At 44.7% G+C, this 237-nt stretch carries 1 rRNA gene; it reads left to right on the top strand.

Features of this window, described 5'->3' with window-relative positions:
• Nucleotides 1–70, top strand: a 16S ribosomal RNA gene (locus AC23P2_RS31435); the annotation flags it as partial.
• Between the last annotated feature and the right edge of the window lie 167 nt (nucleotides 71–237).

Below are 237 nucleotides of genomic sequence, written 5' to 3'. Positions count from 1 at the left end.
AAATCTGGTAACTGGGGCTAAGTCGTAACAAGGTAGCCGTACCGGAAGGTGTGGCTGGAACACCTCCTTTCTGGAGTGTCCTGGCGTTTACTTCTCACTATTTGCTGTCAAGGTGAATAGGGTATTTTGAGCGCGAGCTTGGATTATCCACGAGGCTTTGAGTCTTAGAGTTATTTGACATATTGGTAGAGAATTATCAAGAAATTTGTAGAAGAAGCAAAATAAGGGCGCATGGGG

The sequence above is a fragment of the Runella sp. R0.1_18 genome (assembly GCF_057652155.1).
The sequence above is the reverse complement of the archived record's forward strand: the minus strand, read 5'-3'. Positions and strand labels throughout refer to the sequence as shown.